This window comes from Sulfurimonas sp. SWIR-19, assembly GCF_020410885.1.
GTDB classification, from domain to species: Bacteria; Campylobacterota; Campylobacteria; order Campylobacterales; family Sulfurimonadaceae; genus Sulfurimonas; species Sulfurimonas sediminis.
On record NZ_CP084578.1, the window covers coordinates 1,737,589 to 1,759,545 of the forward strand.

General features: G+C 37.3%; 25 protein-coding genes. 7 read left to right on the forward strand and 18 right to left on the reverse strand.

The window, feature by feature from the left end:
* Nucleotides 1-2 precede the first annotated feature (2 nt).
* From LCX93_RS09065 to LCX93_RS09115, 11 genes are all read right to left on the reverse strand, one after another.
* A complete protein-coding gene (locus LCX93_RS09065; protein ID WP_226065985.1) occupies nt 3-800 on the reverse strand; it encodes an ABC transporter permease in 798 nt (265 codons plus the stop codon).
* A gap of 4 nt (nt 801-804) precedes the next feature.
* Nucleotides 805-2,685 carry a flagellar hook-associated protein FlgK gene (gene flgK, locus LCX93_RS09070; protein ID WP_226065986.1) on the reverse strand — a complete coding sequence of 627 codons (1,881 nt, stop codon included), beginning with the start codon at nt 2,683-2,685 and terminating at the stop codon, nt 805-807.
* 1 nt (nt 2,686) lies between these two features.
* The gene (locus tag LCX93_RS09075; protein ID WP_226065987.1) at nt 2,687-3,115 is read right to left on the reverse strand and encodes a hypothetical protein; all 429 of its coding nucleotides are present in this window, start codon (nt 3,113-3,115) and stop codon (nt 2,687-2,689) included.
* Nucleotides 3,116-3,138: 23 nt separating this feature from the next.
* Nucleotides 3,139-3,345 carry a flagellar biosynthesis anti-sigma factor FlgM gene (locus LCX93_RS09080; RefSeq protein WP_226065988.1) on the reverse strand — a complete coding sequence of 69 codons (207 nt, stop codon included), beginning with the start codon at nt 3,343-3,345 and terminating at the stop codon, nt 3,139-3,141.
* Nucleotides 3,346-3,421: 76 nt separating this feature from the next.
* Nucleotides 3,422-3,730 carry a rod-binding protein gene (locus LCX93_RS09085; RefSeq protein ID WP_226065989.1) on the reverse strand — a complete coding sequence of 103 codons (309 nt, stop codon included), beginning with the start codon at nt 3,728-3,730 and terminating at the stop codon, nt 3,422-3,424.
* The gene (locus LCX93_RS09090; protein WP_226065990.1) at nt 3,730-4,776 is read right to left on the reverse strand and encodes a flagellar basal body P-ring protein FlgI; all 1,047 of its coding nucleotides are present in this window, start codon (nt 4,774-4,776) and stop codon (nt 3,730-3,732) included. Before LCX93_RS09090 ends, LCX93_RS09085 begins: the two co-directional genes overlap by 1 nt.
* A 36-nt stretch (nt 4,777-4,812) precedes the next feature.
* Nucleotides 4,813-5,412, reverse strand: a complete 600-nt coding sequence (gene rsmD / locus LCX93_RS09095; protein WP_226065991.1) for a 16S rRNA (guanine(966)-N(2))-methyltransferase RsmD — start codon at nt 5,410-5,412, stop codon at nt 4,813-4,815.
* Nucleotides 5,402-5,776, reverse strand: coding sequence for a hypothetical protein (locus tag LCX93_RS09100; RefSeq protein WP_226065992.1), 375 nt, complete (start codon nt 5,774-5,776; stop codon nt 5,402-5,404). The genes rsmD and LCX93_RS09100 overlap by 11 nt, the downstream gene beginning before the upstream one ends.
* Nucleotides 5,777-5,780: 4 nt before the next feature.
* The gene (locus tag LCX93_RS09105; RefSeq protein ID WP_226065993.1) at nt 5,781-6,464 is read right to left on the reverse strand and encodes an exonuclease domain-containing protein; all 684 of its coding nucleotides are present in this window, start codon (nt 6,462-6,464) and stop codon (nt 5,781-5,783) included.
* Nucleotides 6,465-6,476: 12 nt separating this feature from the next.
* Nucleotides 6,477-6,896 (reverse strand): hypothetical protein, encoded by a 420-nt coding sequence (locus LCX93_RS09110; RefSeq protein WP_226065994.1) that lies wholly within the window; start codon nt 6,894-6,896, stop codon nt 6,477-6,479.
* 121 nt (nt 6,897-7,017) lie between these two features.
* Nucleotides 7,018-7,449, reverse strand: coding sequence for a hypothetical protein (locus tag LCX93_RS09115; protein WP_226065995.1), 432 nt, complete (start codon nt 7,447-7,449; stop codon nt 7,018-7,020).
* A 107-nt stretch (nt 7,450-7,556) separates the two neighbouring features.
* Here LCX93_RS09115 and murA point away from each other — a divergent pair, with 107 nt between their 5' ends.
* Nucleotides 7,557-8,819, forward strand: coding sequence for a UDP-N-acetylglucosamine 1-carboxyvinyltransferase (gene murA / locus LCX93_RS09120; protein ID WP_226065996.1), 1,263 nt, complete (start codon nt 7,557-7,559; stop codon nt 8,817-8,819).
* A 21-nt stretch (nt 8,820-8,840) separates the two neighbouring features.
* Here the strand turns inward: murA and LCX93_RS09125 are convergent, their stop codons facing one another.
* The 3 genes from LCX93_RS09125 to purH form a co-directional block, all read right to left on the reverse strand.
* Nucleotides 8,841-9,215 carry a heat shock protein transcriptional repressor HspR gene (locus LCX93_RS09125; protein WP_193150249.1) on the reverse strand — a complete coding sequence of 125 codons (375 nt, stop codon included), beginning with the start codon at nt 9,213-9,215 and terminating at the stop codon, nt 8,841-8,843.
* 15 nt (nt 9,216-9,230) lie between these two features.
* Nucleotides 9,231-10,127, reverse strand: a complete 897-nt coding sequence (locus LCX93_RS09130) for a DnaJ C-terminal domain-containing protein (protein WP_226065997.1) — start codon at nt 10,125-10,127, stop codon at nt 9,231-9,233.
* A 103-nt stretch (nt 10,128-10,230) separates the two neighbouring features.
* Nucleotides 10,231-11,769 carry a bifunctional phosphoribosylaminoimidazolecarboxamide formyltransferase/IMP cyclohydrolase gene (gene purH / locus LCX93_RS09135; protein ID WP_226065998.1) on the reverse strand — a complete coding sequence of 513 codons (1,539 nt, stop codon included), beginning with the start codon at nt 11,767-11,769 and terminating at the stop codon, nt 10,231-10,233.
* Nucleotides 11,770-11,859: 90 nt separating this feature from the next.
* On the opposite strand from purH, the gene LCX93_RS09140 reads away from it, so the two are divergent.
* Entirely contained in the window at nt 11,860-12,834 is a 975-nt protein-coding gene (locus tag LCX93_RS09140; RefSeq protein ID WP_226065999.1) for a 6-phosphofructokinase, read from the forward strand.
* Here LCX93_RS09140 and LCX93_RS09145 read toward each other — a convergent pair whose 3' ends face one another.
* The 4 genes from LCX93_RS09145 to LCX93_RS09160 form a co-directional block, all read right to left on the reverse strand.
* Nucleotides 12,835-13,422: a DUF302 domain-containing protein gene (locus tag LCX93_RS09145; protein WP_226066000.1), complete on the reverse strand. Its 588-nt coding sequence runs from the start codon at nt 13,420-13,422 to the stop codon at nt 12,835-12,837.
* Nucleotides 13,423-13,498: 76 nt separating this feature from the next.
* Entirely contained in the window at nt 13,499-15,715 is a 2,217-nt protein-coding gene (purL, locus tag LCX93_RS09150; protein ID WP_226066001.1) for a phosphoribosylformylglycinamidine synthase subunit PurL, read from the reverse strand.
* Between the two features lie 62 nt (nt 15,716-15,777).
* The gene (gene greA, locus LCX93_RS09155; RefSeq protein WP_502988730.1) at nt 15,778-16,302 is read right to left on the reverse strand and encodes a transcription elongation factor GreA; all 525 of its coding nucleotides are present in this window, start codon (nt 16,300-16,302) and stop codon (nt 15,778-15,780) included.
* Nucleotides 16,303-16,314: 12 nt separating this feature from the next.
* Nucleotides 16,315-16,641, reverse strand: coding sequence for a hypothetical protein (locus LCX93_RS09160; RefSeq protein ID WP_193150256.1), 327 nt, complete (start codon nt 16,639-16,641; stop codon nt 16,315-16,317).
* Between the two features lie 166 nt (nt 16,642-16,807).
* Here LCX93_RS09160 and LCX93_RS09165 point away from each other — a divergent pair, with 166 nt between their 5' ends.
* Genes LCX93_RS09165 through LCX93_RS09185 form a run of 5 tightly spaced genes read left to right on the forward strand, consistent with a single transcriptional unit; the run spans nt 16,808 to nt 21,957 of the window.
* On the forward strand, nt 16,808-17,611 hold the full coding sequence (locus tag LCX93_RS09165) for an HDOD domain-containing protein (RefSeq protein ID WP_193150257.1): 804 nt from the start codon (nt 16,808-16,810) through the stop codon (nt 17,609-17,611).
* Nucleotides 17,612-17,616: 5 nt separating this feature from the next.
* Nucleotides 17,617-19,557, forward strand: coding sequence for an RNB domain-containing ribonuclease (locus LCX93_RS09170; RefSeq protein ID WP_226066003.1), 1,941 nt, complete (start codon nt 17,617-17,619; stop codon nt 19,555-19,557).
* Nucleotides 19,557-20,525 carry a DNA polymerase III subunit delta gene (gene holA / locus LCX93_RS09175; RefSeq protein ID WP_226066004.1) on the forward strand — a complete coding sequence of 323 codons (969 nt, stop codon included), beginning with the start codon at nt 19,557-19,559 and terminating at the stop codon, nt 20,523-20,525. Before LCX93_RS09170 ends, holA begins: the two co-directional genes overlap by 1 nt.
* 38 nt (nt 20,526-20,563) lie before the next feature.
* Entirely contained in the window at nt 20,564-20,971 is a 408-nt protein-coding gene (locus tag LCX93_RS09180) for a Fur family transcriptional regulator (protein ID WP_226066005.1), read from the forward strand.
* A gap of 59 nt (nt 20,972-21,030) precedes the next feature.
* Nucleotides 21,031-21,957, forward strand: a complete 927-nt coding sequence (locus LCX93_RS09185) for a ribose-phosphate pyrophosphokinase (protein ID WP_151899843.1) — start codon at nt 21,031-21,033, stop codon at nt 21,955-21,957.

The following is a 21,957-nucleotide window of genomic DNA, read 5'->3' on the forward strand; positions in this document are numbered from 1 at the left end:
CTTTAAGTTTTTATCTCTTTCTGGTTTGTAATCTGCTGTAAATAGTTTGAAATATTAATCAGTGAAAAAGTGACTAAAAAAATCATTAAACCTGGGAAAAAACTCACCCACCAGGCAATGTCGATAACATCTTTTCCTCCACTTAGAATTGTCCCCCAGCTCATCTGCGGGGCGACAATTCCCAATCCCAAAAAGCTCAACCCTGATTCCGCCAAAATAGCACCGCCCACACCGAAAGTAAAACTTACAAAATAGATCGGAGCCAAAAGAGGGGCATAATATTTTAAAAGTATTTTTAATATATTCACTCTTGCGATGTTGAGTATTTTAATATAAGGCTGGGAAGTAATCTTAAAACTCTCAGAGCGTATCAGCCTGGCAGTTGTCATCCACCCTGTAATTGATATGATAACAATCAGAACCAAAGCAGAAGCATTGACATAACTGACCAGTGCAAGCAGTAAAAAAAATGTTGGAAATGTCAAAAACAAGTCAACAATAATAACAAATGTTTTATCTACGCTTCCTTTGAAATATCCGGCCATCGAACCCAGAATCAGTCCAATAAAAGAAGCGATAAAAGCACTCCCTACCCCAATAACAAGAGAAACCTCTCCTCCGGCAATAAGCCGAGCCAATATATCCCTTCCCAGCCTGTCCGTGCCTAAAGGGTGCATCAACGAAGGCGCCAACAAAATTGCTTTTGCATCTAAAACATAGGGGTTGATATGGTATAGTTGTGATCCGAAAAACGAAAACAGGAAAATAAAGATGAGAATAAATATACTGAATTTAGGCATAAAGCTATTGTTTAATGCCTAAAAGTGTCTGCATCATCTGATCAACAGTAGTAATCACTTTTGCCGCAGCACCATAGGAAGTCTGATACTTGATGAGATTTGTCATCTCTTCATCAATACTTACTTTTGTAATAGAATTATACTCCATCTCTGTCGCATTAAATTGCGTAGAAACAGTTTCATTCCTTGTTATGGCTGAATTTGTTGAGATGCCTACATAGGTACTGGTAATATCAAACATTCCGTATGTTGTCGTATCATACTGTTCATTTCCTACCTGAAATTTATAAGATTCAAACTGTTGCTGAACCATATCAAGGGCGACTCTGTTATCACCTGCATTGGATGAATAGCCAGCATGTAATTGTGTCGGATTGTTCCTGTATTGTGTATTTAGACGAATATCTCTTGCATTACTTCCTTCAAAAAAGGAACCAAGCCCTATAGCACCTGCAAAATTTGTTCCTGATGCAAATGTATTATCAGGTAAGTTGTCAACAACGGCAAATGTATAACCTTGCGAATTGGCAGCTGCATTCATACTGAGTTCAAGTTTTATATCACCATTCGCATTGGGTGCATAATTAAAAACCATATAATCATCAACATCATTATTGGCATTTGCATCACTGTTGTCATCTTTATTTGCGATGATTTGTCCCTCAATTGAGTTGGAACCACTGATACCCGACATAGAAGTTGCAGCATCAATGTTAATTGTCCTTTTTGCCACTTCATTGCCATCTATATCATACACTAGCACATCAAAAGAACCGGGATTAATATTTAAAGGGGAAGTCACCAAAGGAGTTGCCGGATTAATATTGATGTAATTTGACTCCATTCGGGATCTGGCACTTTTTGCATACAGGTTATTTGTTGATTCAATGAGGCCCTTGGCAAAAGCATCAAGATCTGAAACAACATTTTGCAATACACCATCTGTTGGCATGCCACTTGTTGTATCTATAGCCCGACCTCTGAGATTAAAAATTGCTCCTATCTTTCCATTGTTTATCTCTTCTTCCATAGGGATAAGTGTACCGTCCTGTCTTTCATATGAGAGTTCATAAAATCCATACGGATTATTCCCTTTTTCAATAGTGAACGGATGATATGTACTGCCGTCAACAAGATTAAAACCATTAACACTAAGCGTATAACTTCCGGTTCTTGTATTTGAATTGGAATCTATCTGAATATTTGATTCTAACTGTCCTTGATTTACTTCAGCACCTATCAGCCTGGATAAACTTCTTTCTATAACATTTCTTTTATCCCGTAAATCATTTGCAGTGTATCCTCCGCCCGCTTCAGCCACATCAATGGACTTATTGAGATCTGCCAACTGCTGAGCCAGGCTGTTTACCTCAGTAATGTTAACATCAAGCTGGTCATTTACCTGCATTTGTAAATTTAAAACCTGGTTTTGTGTTTGGGTTATATGCTGTGTCAGCGTTTCGGTCTGTTTTGCCAATGCAACTTTGATGGAATCATTATTTGGATTATCAGCAAAAGTTTGCCACATATTATAGTATTCGGCCAGATCCGCTTTAATACCGACACCATCTATTTCAGGAAAATATGTTGAGAGTTCTTCAAGTGTTTGTCTTTCAAAATCACTGTATTCTTTATCTGCAGAAACACTGCTGTATCTGTCAAACACAAAATTGTCAAATACTCTTTTGATATCCTGTATTTCAACGCCATTTCCAACATTTCCTGCACTCGTAATCAAAGGATTTGCAGCTGAAGTTATCACTCTTTGACGAGTATATCCTTCATTTTCTGCATTTGCTATATTGTTTCCTGTTGTATTTATCCCGACCTGTGCTGCGCTTAGTCCGCTGTATCCGATGCTGAGTGTATTAAAAATTGAAGCCATTTTAAACCCTTACTTCCAATATTGTAGAGTCTTTGGATGCAACCTTGTTGTACCCCTGCATTTCAGTCGGCACCAATCTTTCCAGGAATGTATTGTATAAATTACTCACGACAACTACTAACTTTGCATACTGTTTATTTACTGTTCTGAGTTCTGATAAGCTTTTTTTCAGTTCATCCAGTAGCTGATGCTGTGTTTCATCTAATAGTTGTGGCAGTTCGACATCCGGATGGGATGTAATTAACGCAGAAATTTCATAATCTATCATTGCTTTTTTTGATTCAAAGCTTTTTAGTTTTTCTTCTTTTATGGAGAGTCTTTCAAATTGATGGTCATGTTGCGCTTTTTGGATATCTTTGATATCTGATTTTGTTATTGAAATTAAATCTTCTAAATCCTGTAAAGCACTCTGCAAATGATGACTCAACATGCCATTCTCCTGTTAATTTATTTCTAAAGTAACTCATCTGCCATTTTTTTAGATAATGCAGACAAATCTACTTTGTATTGTCCTGAGTCTATAGACTCTTTGATTTGTTCGACTTTACTGCTCTTGTTTTCCATAGCAGTGACTGAAGTATTCTCTTTTTTTTGTGTGTTTGAAAGTGTACTGTTCATATAGGCACTTCCCAACACTGAATTATTTACTTTTGAAATCATAATTCATCCTTTATATAATAAGTTTGTTTTATTGCTATTGTTATATCGGCAATAACCGGAACTTATTAAGTTGATTTTATGAATTCTTTTGAGATAAATAATCATAAAGCATTTGCGAAAACCCGAAACTTCCGGCACTTGCTTTAGAAAGCTCATCTCTGTACATTGATTTATATATTTTATCTCCCGGATCATTTTGTGATGAAAAAAGATTCTTCTCATCTTTCATCGCATTATCCATCAGCATTTTTACTATAACAGCTTCAAAAGCATCTGTCTGCTCTCTCAGAGCTTTATCCTGCGCCTTTTCATCAATCTTGGGTATTGCTTTATTTGCTGTAGCCATTTGTGTCTGGGCATTGACAGTATTTATTGCGTAACTCATCATATCACCTTCAATTCTGCAGATATACTGCCTGCACTTTTCATCGCTTCAAGTATAGATATAATATCTTTTGGTGAAGCTCCAAGTTTTTGCAAAGATCTTACAAGATTTGCCACTGTTGTTGTTCCCTCTTTGGTATAAACTTCATTCTCGTTTAAACCGATAACCAGATTATTATCAACACTCATTGAACCTGCAGGCTTTGAAAGCTTTTTCTCTTCAACAATTTTTATAGTAATATCTCCATGTGTTAAAACTACCGGTTTGAGTTCTATATTTACTCCAGCAACAATTGTTCCTGTTCTTTCGTTTATGATGATTTTGTCTTTTGGGTGATAATCCATGTTGATCTCTTGAACCTCAGCCAAAAACTCTATCATAGAACGGTTTTGTGGACATTTCAGTTTTATACTTCTTGAGTCCATAGCTATTGCTAACTGTGTATGATAATAATCATTGATTGCCTTTTGAATTCCAACAGCATTCCTGAATCCTGATTCTTTAAGAGATAGTGTTGCATATTTTTGATGAAAGAGGTCAATATTGATTTCTCTTTCAATTATCCCTCCGTTAAAAACAATTCCTGTAGTAGGGTGTGACGCATTTCCTGCACCTCTTGTGTTCAGTCCGCCTATACTGATGGCTCCTTGTGCCAAAGCATAAATTTTCCCGTCAACCCCTTTTAAAGGTGTCATTAAAAGTGTTCCCCCTTCTAGGGATTTTGAGTCTCCTATAGAAGAAACGGTCACATCTATTTTATCACCCTGTCTGGCAAAAGGTTTCATAGTAGCGGTTACCACAACAGCAGCAACATTTTTTGACATGATGTCAATTGGATCCATATTTATATTCATTGCACGAAGCATATTAGAGATAGACTGAAGAGTAAACCTTGAGGTAGTCCCGTCTCCGGTTTTTTTCAATCCGACGACAAGAGAATAGCCTATAACCTGATTGTCTCTGACGCCTACAATATTTGACACATCCGATATCTTTGTTGCATAAAGAGTAGAGAAAAAAAGTATAAACAGTAAAATAAATTTCATTGGCAATCCTTACATGTAAAGATAAACCAGCAAATTTTATTCCATATTATTGTTTATGAGGTATGTTAACGTGGTATTACCAAATTTTTTTGATTTTTTTACCTTGTATATACCTAAAAATTCAGGAATCTTTAGACCGCTCATATGTTCCACAATAATCATCTTTACATGTAAAGCAGGCAGTTTTTCTATAAGTTTCATAGTTTTTTCATAAATCTCTTCCATACCCTCACGGATGCTGAACGGAGGGTCTATGTAAAAGAATGCATCTTCATTCGATTTTTTCAGTCTTGAGAGAACTGACTGAATATTTTCAAAACTGTCTCCTGCAAAGACTTCACAGGCAGATGGGTCTGTCTGTGAAATATTTTTTTGCAGTGTTTTTACTGCTTCCTTGTCTTTTTCCATAAAATATATTTTTTTTGCACCACGGCTGAGTGCTTCAAGGCCTATTGACCCACTCCCTGAAAAAACTTCAACAAAGTTTGCATCAATTATCTCAAATTGCAAAGTATTAAAAAAAGATTCCAAAACTATAGACTTGGAACTTCGTGTAGTGACTTTTGAAGGGAGCAAAAGTTTTTTTCCCTTATATTTTCCTGCAATAATCTTCTTGCTCAGTTGTTTACTTTTCATAAAATGCTTTCACCGCTCTTAAAATATTTTTCTGATACTCTTTTGTTAATAACTCAATTCTTTTTTCCAATACTTCAAAGTTCATTCTCTCACTTGTGTTCTCATCTTCAGACTGAATATTTGTACTCTCTGGATAGAGTTCATTATATTTTTTTTCCAAGGCCAGAATAAGCTGTGACTTTGAAAAAGGTTTCAATAAGTCTGCTCCTTCTTTCGTTGAAATATAAAAACATCGGCGCTCATTCAAACACTCTTCATCACGAATGATTATGTCACTTTTTTTTGATGAACTTAAATACTTTGCCAAAAAAAGTTCTAATGACTTTTGCAAAAGCGGAGACTGACATTCAACAGCTACTTTCATAAAACTATCCTCTCAAATAATACTCAAGCGAGTACTTTAAATCTTCATCTAAATCTTCCAGAGACAACATCCAGTTCACATAATTACTATCATACTGGACTATCTCTTCTATATATTTTCCCATATATTTTCCAAAGGGAAATTTTTCTAAAAGCACTTTTTGAAAGCTTAATTCTTTCATCTTTTCTACTGTTGCATACTCAAGCAAATATTCAAACAGTAATTTTGTTACAAATACATCATGGAGTGCATTATTGGAGCATAAAGCATCTTTAATTCCATACTTCTGTTTAAGTGCATCCTCTTGTCTGTACAGTTTGAGTTCATAACGTAAAAACTGTAATGAAAACTGTTCACACTCTTTGATAAGATGTTTGGTGACTTTTAATGTATCTATTACATCCCCTTGCCATTGCAGACCCGAAACAGCAAATTTTTTCAAATCGAATTGTACATTATGTGCAATTAAAGTATTTTCAAAAGTACTGTTTTTTTGTAATACTTCATATACTTGCGTCATTTTAAAAGGTTTTTTGTCTTTGATCATTTCATTTGTAATATGATGGATACTTGAAGCTGACGGCGGTATTTTTTTTCCTTCGTTTATAAGTTCGTAAAATACCTTTTCATCTTCTAATAATGCAACAGAGCACACAACATCGCCTGCTTCAATCCCTGTAGTCTGCACATCTGTAAAAAATCAACATTTTTTTACCTGAACTTTTTTACATTTTACACTGAGTACAATGAAAGAAAAAAAACCGGCAATTAGAATAAATATATGCAGAACATACATATTAAACCATGTAAACACACTCTCATATGAACTAAAAAGCTTCATAACGATCACTGCCACAATCATTTCTCCCGCAACTGTCCATATCATCAGCATAAACCATTTTCGCCATACTTTCAATAAATCACCATATCCAATCTCATCTATAATTTCTCCTGTTTCTTCTTTCGGACAACCCAGCAGGACAAACATATATCCTTGTATGCATTTATTAAAAATATATTTCAGACTTCTAAATAAAACAATCAAAAGCGCAAAGTTCCATGACACCATAAACCAGAATTTAAATATAGTCAAAAGTGCCATTTTTATTTCACTGTCCAATGTACCTGTTCCCTGGCTTATATATATCACCAGTGTTATACAAGCGGCAATAAAAAAAGTCAGCAACGCTGTATACAATGTCAGTTTTAGCGCCCACTGCAACCATATAGAAAAATAAAACCTACTCATTCTCCTGCCCGAATCTATTTAGCATGTCATGATAATGTTCAAGTGTCATAAAACTTTTTTCAAACCTGTAGCGAATGACAAATTCCACTACCTTCTCTTTTAATTCAGTGGCAACATTCTCAACTCTTCCAAAATAAGCCAAAGAGATATTTTTACTTTTTTGTATTGCGTTTTTGTCATAATGAATTGCTAAAATCTGTAAATATTTTCCTTTTTTAATTGTACCAAGATTCTCCTCATTGAGCGATACACCCGAAAGGTTCACAGCTTTAAAACGAAATAAATCTTCAAATTTTGCTACTTTTTTATCTATATCCAGCTCCCCAAACAGCTTTTGTAATATTTTTAAATTTTGCTTTCTCGCCGTCTCATAACCGGAAATTTTATGTGTTAAATGTTTCAATCTGTCTAATGCGGAACTCATCTGTAAATCCTTTAAAAAATTAAGTATATCAAAAATAAACTGTTTATATAATCATATTAATTAGATATAATACCAATTATAAAATTTATGAAAATATAAAGAGACCTATGGATTATTTAAAAATAAAAAATGGTGCTTCACTCGAAGGTACTATAAATATCTCAGGTGCGAAAAATGCATCTTTACCTCTTATTGCTATGTGCATACTAGCCAAGAACAGTGTACATATGAAAAATTTGCCACAGGTTGTAGATATAAAAACGCTTTTAAAGCTCCTGTCAAATCTCGGTGCTACCTGTGAATTTTCACAAGACAGCGTTATAGTCAACACACTGGATCTGCACGAAACAAAAGCCACCTATGATATAGTAAAAACCATGCGTGCTTCTATTTTGGTTTTGGGACCGATTTTAGCACGTTTTGGACATTGTGAAGTCTCTTTACCCGGAGGATGTGCAATTGGACAGCGCCCAATTGATCTGCATCTTAAAGCCTTGGAACAGATGGGGGCAAAAATAGCTATCAAAGCAGGGTACATCGAAGCAAGAACGCCAAATGGTTTGCATGGATGTGAAATAATTTTTGACAAAGTCACCGTTACAGGTACGGCAAATATTGTTATGGCCGCTGCCCTTGCCAAAGGAGTAACAACGATTACAAATGCAGCCAGAGAACCTGAAGTTGTCCAATTATGCGAAGTACTCAATGCCAGCGGCGTGAAAATAAACGGCATAGGCACAGCAATACTCGAAATACACGGCACAGACGGAAAACTGCTCAATATCAATGAGTTTTCTATCATTCCCGACAGGATAGAAGCCGGAACATACCTTTGTGCGGGAGCCATAACAAAATCGCAACTCACATTGACGAATGTTGAACCGAAACATTTGGGCGCAGTTTTATCCAAACTCGAAGAGATGGGCAGTACTTTTACCCTCACAGACACTACAATTACAATTCACCCTGCCGCGCATATCAAACCCGTTAAAATTGTGACACAGGAATATCCCGCATTTCCTACGGACATGCAGGCACAGTTTTTGGCACTTGCTACACAGGCAGACGGTGTTTCAATTATAGAAGAACGGCTTTTTGAAAACAGATTTATGCATGTCAGTGAATTACAGCGTATGGGTGCCGATATAACATTAAACGGTCATATTGCAACAGTGAGTGGAAAAAGCAGGCTGTGTGGAACTGATGTCATGGCAACGGATTTACGTGCATCAAGCGCATTGGTCCTTGCTGCACTTGTTGCAACTGGAGAAACACATGTGCACCGCATCTACCACCTGGATCGTGGATATGACTCACTTGAGAAAAAACTTTACCAAGTCGGCGCCAATATACAAAGACTTAAAGAGTAAGTTGCTTACCCTACTCTTTTCCTACTCTTTAAAAACTATCATCTCATATAAACTTTTTTTCGTGACAAGTGACTTTTCGGGAGCAACAGAATGCGCATTTTTAGCTACTTCAACTTCGTGACGAAGTTCTGCTATCTCTTTTTCCATTGCATCTATTGTTTCTTTCAAATTAAGAATAATATCCACACCTGCCAGGTTCACACCCAATTCACGTGTCAATCGCAAAATTAATTTAATTTTATCAATATCCCGTTGCGAGTAGAGTCGTATCCGTCCGTCAGAACGAGATGGATTTATTAAGTTTTCCCTCTCATACTGTCGTAGAGTTTGAGGGTGTATATCTAATATTTTTGCAACAATGCTTATCAAATAAACCGGTTCATCATAATGGTGCATAGCGATACCCTCCTTTTATACTGTCTTTGGTAATTTTTCTTTCATAATTTCTACTAATTCAGGATCCAGATCTTCAACTTTTGGTAATACAATATTTGCTTTTAGATACAAATCTCCTCTTTGTTTCGTTTTACGATTCATAGCCCCCATACCTTTGACACGAAAGCGTTGTCCGTTTTTCGTATTTTGCGGTATTTTGAGTTTAATCTCTTTTTCCAGAGTCTGTACAGATATTTTGTCACCAAAAAGTGCCGCATACAAAGGCACATCAATAGTTTTGACTAAATCATCCCCTTCTCTCTCATACTCCGGACTCGGTGCGACATGTATACGCAAAAAGAGGTCGCCGACTCTGCCGTTTTGCGCATGTCCTTTGCCTTTGACACGCATTCTCTCACCGTCTTTTACACCGGCAGGAATTTTGATGTCAAAGCGCTCGCCGTTTACTGAAACAGAGTGAGAACCACCTAAAATTGCTACGGCAAACGGGATGGTAACATTTGCTTCTATATCAAGGTTTGGTTCTTGATAGCGTTGTCCTCCGCCAAATCCTGAACTGCTAAAACCTGAGGCTCCGCCTCCTGCACCGCTAAAGCCGCCAAATCCGCCGCCACCTGAGAACATTTGACGCAGTATTTCATCAAGGTCTACATTCCCACCCTGACTTTGAGAAAAATCATGGAAATTCTGACCACCGAACATTGCATCACCGTACTGATCATACTGTGCTTTTTTCTCTTTGTCACTCAGCACTTCATAGGCTGCGTTAATTTCTTTAAATTTTTCTTCCGCACTCGGATCTTTATTGACATCCGGATGATATTTGCGGGCTAACTTTCTGTAGGCTTTTTTGATTTCTGATTCACTTGCATTTGGAGATACTTCCAATGTTTCGTATAATGATTTGCTCATATTTATTCCTTCTAACTTATTTAATTATTATAGATTCTCATTAGTGGAATTATATCATATTACTTGAGTGTATGTCAATCAAGGTAAAGAAACCTTGATAGATTTAATGTAAGAAGTGGCGGATACCTGAAAAGTAAAGACTCATACCAAATTCATCGGCTGCGGCTATTATTTCTTCGTCACGAATAGAGCCTCCTGGCTCTATAATGTTTTTGACCCCTGCTGCCGCGGCTGCATCAATAGAGTCACGAAACGGAAAAAATGCTTCACTTGCAAGGGCTGCACCTGTTACGTCAAGCCCCATATCTTTTGCTTTTTTAAGCGCACACTGTGCAGCGTCTACACGACTGGTCATCCCCATGCCGACAGCAACCATTGCGGAATTTTTCACATAGACGACACAGTTTGATTTTGTCAGGGATGCTACCTTATAGGCAATTTCAAGATCTTTCATCTCTTCAGGTGTTGCTGCATTTTTACTCATAAGTTTTGCATTTTTCACTTCATCATCCTGCACCTTGTCCGCATCCTGGAAAATAAATCCGCCGTCTATGTGTTTAAAGTCTTTTTTATCATTCGCCAAAATTAATTTATCCGCACCCATCTCAAAAAGTTTAATTCTTTTCTTTGCTGCAAATACTTCCTGTGCTTCTTCGGTAATACGTCCCGCTATAATCACTTCAATAAATATTTCATTCATTTTCTCAGCAAGCGCTTTATCAACTGTACCGTTTACTGCAACTACACCGCCAAAAGCAGATACCGGGTCACATTTGAGTGCTTCTGTATATGCTTCGAGTAATGTATCTTTGATTGCAAAGCCACAGGGATTACCGTGTTTTGAGATACAAACAGCATTTTCATCCCCAAAGGCAGCCGCAATTTTAACCGCACCGTTTAAATCATTTAAGTTGTTAAAACTTGCTTCGCCTTTGAGCGTCTTGAAATTATTTGAGAAATGTTTGTCAAACTCATACAGTGCACCTTTTTGATGAGGATTTTCACCATAACGGGTGTTCATTACTTTATTGCCGACTACAAACTGCTTTTCACCAAAACCTTCGTTAAATCGCTCATTCATGTAATTAGCTATCATAGAATCATAGGCTGCAGTGTGCTCATAGGCTTTTATCATAAAACCTCGGCGAAACTCTTTTGTGTTTTTTTCATTTTCAATCGCATCTATGACAAGATCATAATCATTTACATCTGTAACAATAATAACAGAATCAAAATTCTTAGCAGCCGAGCGTACCATTGCCGGACCGCCAATGTCAATGTTTTCTATAATATCATCAAAATCATCAGTCCTCTCAATTGTCTCTTTAAAAGGATACAGATTGACACATACCAGATCAATTGCTTCCACCCCAAGCTCTTTTGCCTGATCTAAATGTGACTGTTTGTCACGACGATGCAAAATCCCACCATGAACAAAAGGATTCAAGGTTTTCACTCGCCCTTCAAAGCATTCCGGAAACTTTGTTATCTCATCAATTTCAACAGCATCCACCCCATTTTCTTTCAACAACCTGTATGTTCCGCCGGTAGAAATTATCTCATATTCGTTTTTTACCAATGATTTACAAAAATCTACAACACCGTTTTTATCACTTACGCTTACTAACGCTCTTTTTTTCATTTGACGCCTTGATTTAAAATATTACTGCTATTTTATCTAAATAGAGTTTAGAAGATGGTAAACTTAAAAAAATAATTTAAGGAAGCTATAATGAAGCAAAATATTGCCATACTCTGTTCTGGCGGAGATGTCTCCGGCATGAATCCAGCATTGAAAAGATTTGTTGAATACAGTTTACAAAATAATTTAACGCCCTACTTCGTGTATGACGGATACGAAGGACTGATTGATAACAATATTCAAAAAGCAAGTTATTGTGATGTTTCGGGCATTATTAATCGTGGAGGTACTACAATAGGAAGTGCCAGAAGCAAAAGATTTATGCAATCAGAGTACAGAAACATAGCAAAACAAAACCTTGATGCGTTACATGTAACAATGCTTATTGTTCTTGGAGGAGATGGCTCTTTTCGTGGTTTACATCAGTTTTACAAAGAGCATAAGATAAAGTTTTGCGGTATTCCCTCTACTATTGATAATGATATTTCAGGCACAGACTACTGTTTAGGGGTAGATACGGCACTCAATATGATAAAATTTTCAATAGACTCCATCAGAGATACGGCATCTTCTTTCAAAAGAGCTTTCGTTATTGAGACCATGGGAAACAAATGCGGCTACCTTGCGCTTGTATCTCATTTGACATCCGGTTCTGAGCTTTGTTTAATTCCTGAAACAGCATATAATTTAAACGAATATGAGCAAAAGTTCAAACAAGAGATACAAAACGGACGAAGATATTTTATTGCTATTGTAGCAGAAGGGATAAAAGAGGATTCTAAAGAAATAGCACGATGGTTTGAAGAAAAAATCGGCATTGAATCAAGAGTAAATGTGCTTGGTCACCTGCAGCGCGGAGGAAACCCGACAGTAAAAGACAGACTTATGGCATATAAATTTATTACATATGCGATAGATGCTTTACTGGATAATAAAAATGAAACTATAGTTTGTTATACAAAAGAGGGGTTCAGGTATAAAGAGATTAATGCAGTTGTGAATACACCCTATCAATTAGATGAAGAGCTTATAAAATTTATAAACTCTCCAAAAGCAACCGAGTGACTAGAAGTCACCTTGTGCAGCACGGGCAGGAATTCCTTCCATTGCGTCTTTTACTTTTAAAGCAGCTTCTAGCATTTTTGGAGGTAACGGGTATCCACCGTGAATTGCAAGAGTCATATCCATACTGATTAAGAAGGCATCTCCATTACCATAACGAACATACATAATTCTACATGGCATAAAACCACCATAATATCTTGAATAATTTAAGAATATTTTTGCAGTCGTAAGGTTACACAAAGACCAGATTCTTGCTTCTGCCACTTCATTCGGCTTAGCATCCTCTTTTGTATACATTTTCACATAACCAGTCAGTCTCATGTTGTACTCTTCAGTAAGTGCCGCAATTGATTCTTTTACATCATCACCACTCACACCTTCTTCAACTTTCCACTCTTTCATCATAGCGCGCGCAGGATCACCATACTTTGTAACCTTTGTGAACATGTCATCATATGCAGGCATCGCTTTGTCATCAAGCTTATATTGCTTCGTTACTGCAACCCAACCCATATGCATTGTAGAACATCCTGTTGCAAGAAATGCAACACTCAGTGCAATTATTGCAGTTAATATATTTTTTTTCATTTATCTTTTCCTTTGTGATATTTTCGTGATTATTATATACTGAAAACAATTAAAGTTTTATAAGTTTTAGCTATTACTACAAATCTTGTTCTATGATTTTCTTGAATGTATGAAAATAGTTCTCTTTAAGTTCTTTCATACTCATATTTACATCATTTATTCGAACATTCTCTCCGCCGACTGTTCCAATCTTTTCAAAAGAGATTGCTTCACGCATCATTGCTTCAAAAGCTGCACAGTTTTCAGGTTTTACTTCAATAATTGCACGACTCATGCTCTCTGCAAAAATATCTCTGTCATCCGCAACACTCATATCTACATCACAGCCAAGTCCGCTTGTAGCAGCCATTTTGGCAAGTGCTATTGCCACACCGCCGCTGCTTGCATCTTTTGCACACTCCAGTAGATGTTTTTTGTTTGCTTCTATGACCAAATCCCAAAGAGCCAGCTCTTTTTTGTAATCAATATCCGGTATAACACCCGCAACAGTATTGTAAAGTTCTTTCATATATAAAGAACCGCCAAACTCTGATTTACTTTCACCAACAAGATAGAGTGTATTGCCCTCAGTTTGAAAACTTGACATAAGCACATTGTTTTCATCATCATTCACACCGACTGTTGCGATAGAAGGTGTCGGAAAAACGGAAACACCGTTTGTTTCATTGTATAATGAAACATTTCCACCGATAACCGGTGTAGTAAGCTCGGCACATGCTTCTTTGATACCTAAACATCCCTCCCCAAATTGCCACATAACTTCAGGATTTTCAGGATTTCCGTAATTAAGACAGTCAGTAATGGCAAGCGGTCTTGCACCACTCATGGCTACATTACGCCCGGATTCAACAACAGCTGCCGCTGCTCCCATTTTTGGATCTATATAACAATATCGAACATTACAGTCAGCTGACATTGCCAAAGTTTTTTTGTTCTCTTTTACGCGAATGACTGAAGCATCGAGCATTCCGCCGTTTTTAACGGTATTTGTCTGTACCATAGAATCATATTGTGTGTAAATCCATGATTTGTCAACTACTTCCATAGATTTTGTCAGTTTTTCAAATGCTTCCTGATTTGACACTCTGTCAAAATCATCAACACTTACTTTGTGAATATCATCAAGGTAAGCAGGTTTTTTCATAGGACGGTTTAATTCCGGAGCTTCTTCGCTCACAGGATCAACCGGGACCTCGGCACATTTTTCTCCTTGCCAAAAAAGTTCCATTTTTCCGGTATCTGTTACTTCGCCTATAACAGCAGCATCGAGATCCCATTTTTCAAAAATATCTATAATTGCCTGTTCTGAACCTTTTTTGGCACATAAAAGCATACGCTCTTGCGATTCGCTGAGCATAAAATCATAAGGAGTCATATTTTCTTCACGAGCAGGAACCTTGTCAAGGTGCATAATCATTCCCGAACCTGAACGTCCCGCCATTTCAAATGAGGAAGAAGTAAGTCCGGCAGCTCCCATATCCTGGATTCCGATGACATAATCTGTTTTAAAAAGCTCCAGACATGCTTCCAAAAGCAGTTTTTCGGTAAAAGGATCCCCTACCTGAACCGTCGGACGCAAAGATTTGCTCTCTTCGGTAAAACTGTCCGAACTCATAACAGCTCCGCCAAGACCGTCACGACCTGTTTTAGCACCTACATAAAGAACCGGATTTCCTGTCCCCTCTGCCTTGCCGTAAAATATTTCGTCACTTTTTGCAATACCCAGAGTAAAAGCATTGACAAGGATGTTTCCGTTGTAGCACTCATCAAAACTGGTTTCACCGCCGATGGTTGGAACACCCATACAGTTACCGTAACCACCGATTCCCTCAGTCACACCACGGACCAGATAGCGTTGATGTTTGGAAACATCATCTTTGTTTAAAACATTACCAAAACGCAGTGCATTCAAGTTTGCAACAGGACGGGCACCCATTGTAAAAACATCACGCATAATTCCGCCGACACCGGTTGCCGCACCCTGATAAGGTTCTATAAAACTCGGATGGTTATGTGACTCCATCTTAAAAACTGCTGCATATCCGTCACCAATGTCAATAACACCGGCATTTTCACCAGGTCCCTGAATAACCCATGGTGCTTTGGTAGGAAACCCTTTTAAATGGACTTTCGAAGATTTATACGAGCAGTGTTCACTCCACATGGCTGAAAATATACCCAATTCAACCAAATTCGGTTCACGTCCTAAAATCTTTTTAATGTGTATATAGTCTTCTTTCGAAAGCTTATGGTTGGCTAACTGTTCATCAATGTTTTGTAATTGTTGGCTCACGGGGGTTTCCTAAAAATTGGTTTTTAAAAATGAATTATATCCAAGCAATGGTAAAAGTTGTTTTAATGAAAAGAAAAATCACTTTTTGTGCGAATATTCTTTTTCAGAGAAAAGATATTTTTATACTCTATTTTTTCAATTTCATACTCTTTTATCTGATTTGGCAACTTGACTTTGACCTCGTCACCTACGCTTTTGCCAAGCAATGCTTTTGCTATAGGAGAATGAACGGATATAAGTCCGTTTTCCGGTTCGCTTTCAAGCACACCGCATAAAGTATACACCTCTTCTTTATCGGTTTCAAGATCAACCAATGTAACGGTGCTTCCAAAAGAGATACGTTCATGTACATGTAAAGAGGGGTCAATGATTTGTGAGTTTTGAATCATTTTGTTGAGATAAAAAAGCCTTTTGTCAATAAAACGCAATTTCTCTTTTGCGGCCTGATAGTCAGCATTTTCACTTCGATCACCAAGCGCGGCAGCGACAAGTTTCTCATGCGCCACCTTGGGTTTTTCAACTTCGAGCAAATATTTAAACTCTTCTGTAAGTTTATCATACCCTTCGATGCTCATAGGTTCTTTCATCAACTGTTGTTCCTAATGCTCGTACCCTATAATATAATATGTTTCTTTATTTGGCAACTTGTCTGTTTTTACCTTGAATTTTCTACTGAAATGCTGTATCTTTTCATGTGCTTCCTGCGCTAACTCAGGAGTAGGTGATTCTACTTTTATTTTAAAGTAGTCTTTTGTATTGGATAAAGCGACATAGGCATTATTTACTTTGAGATGATCATTTAGATCCAAAATATGCTTCTCTATTTTTTCATATCCTGGAGTATTTTTTTGAATTCTTTTGAGTTGCTGCACTAAAGCTTCATTTGGTACATATCGCAGTTGCGTCAACATTGCATCATTTTGCATATCTGTTTCCTTGTAAAATTTTTATGAAAAATAATAACAGTTTTTTGTAAACAGATATAAAGAACTGTTACTGCTTCAGTATGTATTTAGCTATTGAGACTATAATTACACATAGGGTTTTTGAAGATACTCTATTAAAGACTATATTTTACAAGAGAGAAATTAAATGACTGAAGATATATTAAAAAAAATCAAACAACTCCCACCGCTTCCGGAATCTGCTCTTCAAATAGAGAAAGTTTACAAAGATCCAAACTCTACATTTAATGATATGGCAAAAATTTTAGAAAAAGACCCTCTTTTGACAGCCGATATCCTTAAAGCGGCAAATTCGCCTCTTTACGGTTTTTCCAGAGAAATAAATGCTATCAGTCAGGCAGTCGGTCTTTTTGGTATGGGTACTGTTCGCGGATTTGCATTAGCTTCGATCGTGAAAAAAAGCTTTGCACTGGATCTCTCTCCTTACGGTATTACAAATGAAATGTTCTCTGAACTCTCAAAAAAACAGCATGCGCTTACTACTGCATGGTGTCTAAAAAGAGAAAACAGGCTCATGGGTATTTTATCGCCTGCTGCCTTTTTGGTAGAAATCGGAAAAGTACTTATCGCACAGCAGATTATAACAGACAAAAAAGAAGCAGAGTTCAAAGCAGCTATGCAGGAGTTACAGGATGTTGAAGCTGCCGAAAAAGAGATTGTAGGCGTAGATACACCTGAAGTCAGTGCTACAATATTTGCACAATGGAAATTTGAAGAGGGACTTGTTGATGTTATACGCAACTGTCAAAATCCTGACGCAGCCAAAGAAGAAGATAAAAAAGCTGCACAGATTCTTCATGTAGTACGTATCACTGTTCCTATAAACGGCATAATCACAAACGAGAGTATTCAAGCTGCAAAAGAGTTAATAGAAAAATATGGACTTGATATGGAGAGTTTCGATCAAGCCCTGGAACATATAAAGAGTTAAATGCATTGAAATCACTACTTATACGCCTCACTCATGGACTCAATGAACAAGACATCACCGAAGAAGAACTCCCTGTAGTACGCGAATGGCTTGCAAAAAAATACCTGACACACAAACATAATATATATAAATTCAACTCCAAATACCGTGCCGGAGTTCTAGGACTTGTCCAAAAAGGAACAGCATATTTACATGTAATAGGCGAGAATATTAAAGACCTCTATATCAATGAAAACAATCTCGGACTTGCCAATGAAGGGGATTTGGTTATTGCGCAGAGACTTTTAGGCCACAGAGGACAACCAAGTGCCAAAATAGTAGAGATAGTCGGAAAAGAACAGACCTACAGTGTCGCCTACATTATAGAAAAAGAGGGACGTAAATCTTTGGTTGATCTTAAAACCGAGTATCCCGTCGGTGCTGAGATGTCAACAGAAGAGCTCAATAACTATGCGGTGGGTGACCTTTTTAAAGTTGACAACAATGAAAATAAAATCATGGAAAAAATAGGCAACATCAAAGACCCGAAATCTGATGAGAAAATTGTCCTTGCCCAGTTTAACAAGCATGATGCATTTGATGAAGAAGTTTTAAAAATCGCCCGTTCTTTCAAGCCTGTTGATGCTTCAAAGTATCCAAAAAGAAAAGATTTAAGAGATTTGACATTTTGTACGATAGACCCTGTGACTGCAAAAGATTTTGACGATGCCATCTACTGGGATGACAAAAACACAACCCTCTATGTTGCCATCGCAGATGTCAGTGAATATGTCACACCTTTTGGTCCCATAGATACCGAAGCAATTTACAGAAGTTTTTCTATTTACCTGCCGCACCGTTCTATTCCTATGCTGCCAAGAGAGCTCAGTGAAACCTTATGTTCTTTGCAACCTCATGTTGACAGACTTGCCTATGTATTTGAAATTAAACTTGATGTAAAAACTCTTGAAGTCGTAAAATCTGAAGTTTATGAGGCACTTATGCACTCTGACAGAAGATTTAACTATGAAGAGATTGACCTCTTTTTAGAAAATAGACTGCAGGCAAAAACACAAGAAGAAAAAGAGATATTTGCCTGGATAAAAAAGCTCAAAACAGTCACAGACAGATTGCGGGCAAAACGTCTGCAGGAAGGTTTTGACTTTCACTCTACAGAAATAGAGATGACTCTGGATGAAAATACAAACCTTGTAGCCACAACCCTTGCCCAGGAGACTCCTTCTCACGGGCTCATAGAAGACTGTATGCTCTTAGCGAACAAGGAAGCGGCAAAACGCTATAAACGGGGACTTTTTAGGATTCATGAACCGCCAAGTCAGGCAAAACTTCAGAAGCTTTATCAAGAACTAGCCGGCATAGGCATACATGTAGAAATTAAAAACACTATCAAAGAAACGATAGATTCCATCCAGAAACAGGCCAAAGAGATGGGCATTGAAGCAGAAGTGGATACCCTCATTATTCAGTCTCAAATGCAGGCAAGATACTCCCCTGTAAATGTCGGACACTTTGGGCTGGGTTTTAAAGAGTACACCCATTTTACCTCACCCATCAGAAGGTACAGTGATTTAATTGTGCACAGACTTTTAAAAGCGATTAACAGAGGCGACACACAGGAACAGTCTTATGTTTTAAGAAATATTGAATCACTCAGTATGGCTATCAGTGAAAAAGAGCGTGAAGCGATGATCATAGAGTCCGAATACAAAGCACGCAAATATGCAAGATGGGCAGAGCAGAATCTGCACAAAGAGTTTAAAGCAAGAATCACGAGCACAGATCCGGAGCTGCGTGCAGAGTTGCATGATGAAATCATAGGCGCAAGACTGCATTTTACCTCGGGTGCGGATGTGACACTGTTTGAAGATGTCATTGTTCGAATTGATAAAGTCAATATAGCAAAAGCACGAATATATGCCTCGGTAGTCGGGAAAATAGAAAAATAATGTATAAAAACGAGTTTGACAAACACATACAGAACAAGAGTATCTCCAACAGCTTTATTTTTTTTGGAGAAAGTACCTTCTTGATAGATATGTACACAAAAATGCTGACAAATATAGAAGAAGCAAATATACTCAGCTATTACCATGACGAATATGATTTTAACTCTGCAAAAGCACACCTTTCGCAGGGTTCGCTCTTTGGAGACAGAAATATCCTTGTTATAAAAAGCGAAAAAAAAATTCCCAAAAAAGAGCTTGATCTGTTTTTATCATTATGTGACAAAAACAAAGAAAATATTTTTGTTTATGCCTATTATGGATCAGACCATAAAACCTACAATAATAAAAAAGCTTTTGCCAAAACAAATGTCATGAGTGTAAGATTTTTTCATCCAAAAGAGTATGAAGCACAAAATATTATTTATGCACTTGCCCAAGAAAAACATGTCAATATTGATAAATTTACAATTTCTCATCTGCTAAAAATTCACAATGGAGATGTTGCGCTTGCATCGAATGAAATAGAAAAGTTTCGTGTTTACGACAGAGCTATTACAACTAAAGATGTTGACAATCTGGTATATGGACTTGCAAGTATCAATCTTGACGACTTTATAACAAAACTGCTTGACAAAAAAGATTTTCGTCCTGATTTACTCAATATACTGGAGCATGGCGAAGATGAAATAAGAATTATTACAGCAATTACCGCCTATTTGACGCAGCTTTATATGTTTAACATATATATTCGCATAAACGGTGCACCCAATGCTTTAGAAATTTTAGGTTATCCTGCACCCTCTTTTGTAGTAGAACAAAAAGCCTCTGCAGCGATTAAGATAAAACCGCAGACATATTCAAAACTGCATGAACTACTCCTAAACAGTGAGCTTCAGATGAAAAGTTCAAGTGGTGACAAAAGCGCAATTCTCTTTTCAAGCTTAATCCGATTACAAAAACTGCTTTAGAAAACTATTTTTAAATATTTGTAGTGTATAATCCTATTATGAATAATTATACAGATATATTACGTCAACATCATTTAAAAGCAACACCGCAAAGATTAGAAATTGCAAACGCACTTCATGCCAATGGACACATGACAATAGAAAGCCTGTATGAAGTCATGCTGAAAAAATTCAATTCTATCTCACTGGCTACTATTTATAAAAATATTAATCTTATGCTGGAGAATGCTTTTATACAGGAAGTGAAAATTCCAAATGAAAAATCAGTATACGAGCTCACCAAAGAGACACATTCCCATGTAATCTGCAGACAATGCCATACAATTCAAGATATTGTACTGGACTTGTCACAAACTGCACAACTTGCTTCGCAGGCTTCTCATTTCAAGATTGACAAAGCCGACCTGGTTCTCTCAGGACTTTGTCAAAAGTGTCAACAACTTTAACATATACTCAGTACAATTGCTGTATAATACAACATTAATTTTTCCAAGAAGGAACTCCTATGCGTGGTTATAAAATTTTTGCAGGATCTGCCAGTGTTGATTTTGCGAAAGAGATTTGTAGTATTTTAGATATTCCCTTAGCGAAAGCTGATGTTAAAAAGTTCAGCGACGGTGAAATTTCGGTCCAGATTGCAGAATCTGTCCGTGGTCGTGATGTATTTATCGTACAGTCAACCGGTGCTCCCTCAAATGACAATCTTATGGAACTGTTGATTTTGACTGATGCGCTTAAACGCTCATCAGCTTCAAGTATTACAGCGGTTGTCCCTTATTACGGTTATGCGAGACAGGACAGGAAGGCGGCTCCCCGTGTCCCGATTACTGCAAAACTTGTAGCAAACCTCTATGAAACTGCCGGCATAGACAGAGTCGTAACTATAGACCTGCATGCCGGACAGATTCAGGGATTTTTTGATATTCCTGTTGACAATCTTTACGGTTCTATTACCTTTGAGCAGTATATAAAAAGTAAAAACCTCAAAAATCCCATTATCGCTTCTCCTGACATCGGCGGGGTTGCACGTGCGAGATACTTTGCATCCCGAATGGGTCTTGAAATGGTTATCGTTGACAAACGCCGTGAAAAAGCAAATGAAAGTGAAGTGATGAATATCATCGGAAATGTCGAAGGACATGATGTTATTATGATAGACGATATGGTTGACACGGCAGGAACAATGGTCAAAGCGGCTACTGCTCTTAAAAACAAAGGAGCTGTTTCTGTGATGGCATGTGCGACACACGGTGTTCTCAGCGGAAATGCATACCAAAATCTTGAGAACGGTGAGCTTGATGAACTCATTATAACCAATACCTTAGAATCAAAACCTCATTCAAAAATAAAAGTCTTGAGTGTTGCACCGCTTTTTGCCGAAGTAATTCGCAGAGTCTATCACAACGAGAGTGTGAACAGTCTTTTTGCATAG

Coding starts and splice junctions, on each gene's coding strand:
- LCX93_RS09065 (WP_226065985.1), bottom strand. CDS start 800: ATGCCTAAATTCAGTATATTTATTCTCATCTTTATTTTCCTGTTTTCG.
- flgK (WP_226065986.1), bottom strand. CDS start 2,685: ATGGCTTCAATTTTTAATACACTCAGCATCGGATACAGCGGACTAAGC.
- LCX93_RS09075 (WP_226065987.1), bottom strand. CDS start 3,115: ATGTTGAGTCATCATTTGCAGAGTGCTTTACAGGATTTAGAAGATTTA.
- LCX93_RS09080 (WP_226065988.1), bottom strand. CDS start 3,345: ATGATTTCAAAAGTAAATAATTCAGTGTTGGGAAGTGCCTATATGAAC.
- LCX93_RS09085 (WP_226065989.1), bottom strand. CDS start 3,730: ATGAGTTACGCAATAAATACTGTCAATGCCCAGACACAAATGGCTACA.
- LCX93_RS09090 (WP_226065990.1), bottom strand. CDS start 4,776: ATGAAATTTATTTTACTGTTTATACTTTTTTTCTCTACTCTTTATGCA.
- rsmD (WP_226065991.1), bottom strand. CDS start 5,412: ATGAAAAGTAAACAACTGAGCAAGAAGATTATTGCAGGAAAATATAAG.
- LCX93_RS09100 (WP_226065992.1), bottom strand. CDS start 5,776: ATGAAAGTAGCTGTTGAATGTCAGTCTCCGCTTTTGCAAAAGTCATTA.
- LCX93_RS09115 (WP_226065995.1), bottom strand. CDS start 7,449: ATGAGTTCCGCATTAGACAGATTGAAACATTTAACACATAAAATTTCC.
- murA (WP_226065996.1), top strand. CDS start 7,557: ATGGATTATTTAAAAATAAAAAATGGTGCTTCACTCGAAGGTACTATA.
- LCX93_RS09125 (WP_193150249.1), bottom strand. CDS start 9,215: ATGCACCATTATGATGAACCGGTTTATTTGATAAGCATTGTTGCAAAA.
- LCX93_RS09130 (WP_226065997.1), bottom strand. CDS start 10,127: ATGAGCAAATCATTATACGAAACATTGGAAGTATCTCCAAATGCAAGT.
- purH (WP_226065998.1), bottom strand. CDS start 11,769: ATGAAAAAAAGAGCGTTAGTAAGCGTAAGTGATAAAAACGGTGTTGTA.
- LCX93_RS09140 (WP_226065999.1), top strand. CDS start 11,860: ATGAAGCAAAATATTGCCATACTCTGTTCTGGCGGAGATGTCTCCGGC.
- LCX93_RS09145 (WP_226066000.1), bottom strand. CDS start 13,422: ATGAAAAAAAATATATTAACTGCAATAATTGCACTGAGTGTTGCATTT.
- greA (WP_502988730.1), bottom strand. CDS start 16,302: ATGAAAGAACCTATGAGCATCGAAGGGTATGATAAACTTACAGAAGAG.
- LCX93_RS09160 (WP_193150256.1), bottom strand. CDS start 16,641: ATGCAAAATGATGCAATGTTGACGCAACTGCGATATGTACCAAATGAA.
- LCX93_RS09165 (WP_193150257.1), top strand. CDS start 16,808: ATGACTGAAGATATATTAAAAAAAATCAAACAACTCCCACCGCTTCCG.
- holA (WP_226066004.1), top strand. CDS start 19,557: ATGTATAAAAACGAGTTTGACAAACACATACAGAACAAGAGTATCTCC.
- LCX93_RS09180 (WP_226066005.1), top strand. CDS start 20,564: ATGAATAATTATACAGATATATTACGTCAACATCATTTAAAAGCAACA.
- LCX93_RS09185 (WP_151899843.1), top strand. CDS start 21,031: ATGCGTGGTTATAAAATTTTTGCAGGATCTGCCAGTGTTGATTTTGCG.